General features: G+C 60.9%; 3 protein-coding genes. 2 read left to right on the top strand and 1 reads right to left on the bottom strand.

Annotated features, from left to right (window positions below):
• The coding region (locus tag AC6RA8_RS21605) for a porphobilinogen synthase (RefSeq protein WP_500355778.1) at nucleotides 1-374 on the bottom strand (374 nt) is incomplete at its 3' end.
• 140 nt (nucleotides 375-514) lie between these two features.
• On the opposite strand from AC6RA8_RS21605, the gene AC6RA8_RS21600 reads away from it, so the two are divergent.
• Nucleotides 515-1,042, top strand: a complete 528-nt coding sequence (locus AC6RA8_RS21600) for a component of SufBCD complex (RefSeq protein ID WP_500355776.1) — start codon at nucleotides 515-517, stop codon at nucleotides 1,040-1,042.
• 66 nt (nucleotides 1,043-1,108) lie between these two features.
• Nucleotides 1,109-4,023: transcription-repair coupling factor (mfd, locus tag AC6RA8_RS21595; RefSeq protein ID WP_500355774.1), on the top strand; the 2,915-nt coding region annotated here is incomplete at its 3' end.

The following is a 4,023-nucleotide window of genomic DNA, read 5'->3' as shown; positions in this document are numbered from 1 at the left end:
TCCGTCATGATCGCGATGTCTGGCACGGCCTGTTTGATGGCGCGGATGGCGCGGTTGGCGTGGTTCTGCGGGTCCCACGCCCCCGCGCAATCCTCGGTCCGCTCTTCCAGCCCGGTATAAGGGAATATGCAGATGGCCGGGATGCCAAGATCCGCGGCTTCGCGTGCGGCCTCGACCGCCTTGTCGACCGACCGGCGCACGACACCGGGCATGGAGGGAATGGGTTCTTCGATGCCTTCTCCGCTGCGCACGAAGATGGGCCAGATGAAGTCATCTACCGTCAGTGTGTTCTGTCGAACGAGGCCGCGGATTGCTGGGCTTTGGCGGGTGCGGCGCAGTCGGGTGGCAGGGTAGGGGGCTTGGGTGGGGCGCATGAAAGTGTCCGGTTTGAGTGACAGTGCATGGGTGACATGGATTTTTGACCTTGCCAAGTCTAGGCACTGCGGCATGCCCGCGCTAAGAGAGGCGTCAACACAGGCAAGAGGGCCCGGCATACGGGACGACGGGACGGCGCGTGGACTGGTACGACACAATCTTTGAATTGATCGATATGCGCTCGTTCTCGAACCTGTGGTTCTGGATCGCGCTAGCGGTCGTGTGGTCAACGGCAAGCCATTGGGTGCTGGGCGTGCCATATGACATGGTGGCCCGTGCCCGTCGCCATGGGGGACAGGCGGCCGAGGACCTTGAGGACCTGGTTCGTATCAACACAAACCGTCTGCTGTTTATCGGTCGCATATCCGGCCTTTGGTTGCTCGGGCTGGCTTGCTTTCTGCTGACCGGTCTGGCCTTGCTGGGTTTTGTATATGGCGTTGAATTTGCGCAGGCCCTTTTCCTGTTGGGCTTTCCAATGAGTTTGGTGGGCGCCTTGAACCTGTCGACCGCGCGGTTGATCCAGGATGAGCAGGCAACGGGCGAGGCGCTTTGGCGGCGCCTGACCCGTCATCGGACCATCGTGCAGGCCATTGGCATGGTGTCGATTTTCATCACGGCCCTGTGGGGTATGTACCAGAACCTGTCGATTGGCCCATTGGGCGGTTGACAGTCTGGGCGAAAGACCCAATTGAAGGCCTCTTGATCCCGTTCCCTGCCGAGTGAAATGCCGCCCATGCCCGAGCAGACCCATATCACCGTGTCCGGCGCACCCGAGGGGTTTGACGCCAGGCTGATCCTTCAGGAAGTGTCCAAGGGCGCACCGGTCATGCACGTGGCCCGCGATGACAAGCGGCTGGCGGCGATGCAGGCGGCGTTGCGGTTCTTTGCTCCGGACATGCCGGTGCTGGTGTTCCCCGGTTGGGACTGTTTGCCTTATGATCGTGTGTCGCCAAACGCTGATATCTCGGCCCAGCGGATGGCAACGCTTGCGGCGCTTGTGCATGGGATGCCGGAGCAGTTTGTCCTGTTAACCACCTTGAACGCTGCAACCCAGCGGGTGCCTGCGCGCAATTTGCTGCGGGAGGCCGCGTTTTCGGCTACTGTTGGCAACCGCGTTGATGAAAGCGCGCTGCGCAATTTCCTTGTGCGCATGGGCTTTGTGCAAAGTCCGACGGTGATGGAGCCTGGCGACTACGCCATTCGCGGCGGCATCATCGACATCTATCCGCCCGGTGATCTGGGGCCGGTGCGGCTGGACCTGTTTGGCGATGTGTTGGACGGTGCGCGCCGTTTTGATCCCGCAACACAGCGCACGACCGAGAAGCTGGACGTGATAGAGCTTGCACCTGTGTCCGAGGTTATTCTGGATGAGGCCGCCGTCACACGGTTCCGGCAGAACTACCGGTTGGAATTTGGCGCCGCTGGCACCGACGATCCGCTGTATGAGGCGGTGAGTGCAGGGCGCAAACATCAGGGGGCCGAGCATTGGTTGCCGTTGTTCCACGATGGGTTGGATACGCTGTTCGACTATCTTCCCGGGGCGACGATCACGCTGGATGATCAGGTGACGCCTGCGCGTCTTGCGCGGTGGGAGAGTATCGAGGACCAGTACGAGACACGTCGTTTGGCGATGGAAAACCGATCCAAGATGGATTCGGTCTACAAACCTGCGGCGCCGGCTGGCTTGTATCTGGATGATGCCGCGTGGGAGGCGGCGGTGGCCGGTTTCCGCGTGCTGTCCTTGGCTCAATTACCTCAGGCGACGGGGCCGGGTGTCACGGATGCGGGCGGACGGATCGGGCGCAACTTCTCGCCCGAACGCCAACAGGAATCCATCAGCCTTTTTGCGGCTTTGGCGTCTCATATTAAAGCAAAGATGGCGGAAGGTCCCGTTGTCATTGCCAGCTATTCGGAAGGTGCGCGCGAACGTCTGACAGGGCTGATCGAGGATGAGGGGTTGGCCGAGGCCGTCCCCATCACCAACGCCATGCGCATTGGCAAGCGCGGGCTGCATCTGGTTGTCTGGGCGCTGGAACACGGGTTTGAGGCGCCGGGCCTTACCGTCATTTCCGAGCAGGATGTGTTGGGCGACCGGCTGATCCGGCAGCCGAAGAAAAAGCGCCGGGCTGAGAATTTCCTGACCGAGACGCAATCGCTGTCGCCCGGCGATCTGGTTGTGCATGTGGATCACGGGATTGGCCGGTATCAGGGCATGGAGGTTGTGACCGCCGCCGGGGCCGCACATGAGTGCCTGCTGTTGGAATATGCCGAACAGTCGAAGCTTTACCTGCCGGTCGAGAATATCGAACTGCTGTCCAAGTACGGTCACGAAGAGGGGCTGCTGGACCGCTTGGGTGGTGGGGCGTGGCAGGCCAAGAAGGCCAAGCTGAAAGAGCGCATTCGCGAGATGGCGGATCGGCTGATCCGCATCGCGGCTGAGCGTGCGTTGCGCAAGGCGCCGATCCTTGAGCCGCCCCCCGGCATGTGGGACGCCTTTGCGGCGCGCTTTCCGTATCAGGAGACGGACGATCAGTTAAACGCCATTGCGTCTGTGATGGACGACCTGACGGCAGGTCAGCCGATGGACCGGCTGATTTGCGGCGATGTGGGCTTTGGAAAAACCGAGGTGGCAATGCGCGCGGCCTTTGTTGCGGCGATGTCTGGTGTGCAAGTGGCGGTCATTGCACCCACCACGCTGCTGGCGCGGCAACACTACAAGAGCTTTGCCGAGCGGTTTCGCGGCTTTCCCATCGAAGTGCGGCAGCTCAGCCGCTTTGTCAGTGCCAAGGAGGCATCGGCCACACGCGATGCGATGTCGAAGGGCACGGCAGACATCGTTGTGGGCACCCATGCACTGCTGGCCAAGGGCGTGCGGTTCAACAATCTGGGCCTTTTGGTCATTGATGAAGAACAGAAATTTGGCGTGGGCCACAAGGAACGGCTGAAGCAGATGCGCTCGGACGTGCATGTGCTGACCCTGACTGCGACACCTATTCCGCGTACGTTGCAATTGTCGCTGACGGGGGTGCGTGACCTGTCGATCATTGGAACGCCTCCGGTCGACCGATTGGCGATCCGCACATACGTGTCCGAATTTGATGCTGTGACCATTCGCGAGGCGCTGTTGCGGGAGCATTATCGTGGTGGGCAGTCCTTTTATGTCGTGCCGCGTATCAGTGACTTGCCTGAGATCGAGGAGTTCCTGAATGAGCAGTTGCCCGAGCTGACCTATGTGGTGGCGCATGGACAGATGGCGGCGGGCGAGTTGGATGACCGCATGAACGCCTTTTACGACGGCAAGTTCGATGTGCTGCTGGCGACAACGATTGTGGAAAGCGGTCTGGATATTCCCACTGCTAACACGATGGTGATCCATCGTGCCGACATGTTTGGATTGGCGCAGCTCTATCAGATCCGGGGCAGGGTGGGACGGTCAAAGACCCGTGCTTACGCCTACCTCACGACCAAACCGCGTGCGCGTTTGACGACGACCGCAGAGAAGCGGCTGCGCGTGTTGGGCAGCCTCGACACGTTGGGGGCCGGGTTTACGCTGGCCTCGCAAGACCTTGATATTCGAGGGGCAGGGAATCTCTTGGGCGAAGAACAGTCGGGCCAGATGCGCGATGTGGGCTTTGAGCTCTACCAATC

The sequence above is a fragment of the Tateyamaria sp. genome, from assembly GCF_059783535.1.
The sequence above is the reverse complement of the archived record's forward strand: the minus strand, read 5'-3'. Positions and strand labels throughout refer to the sequence as shown.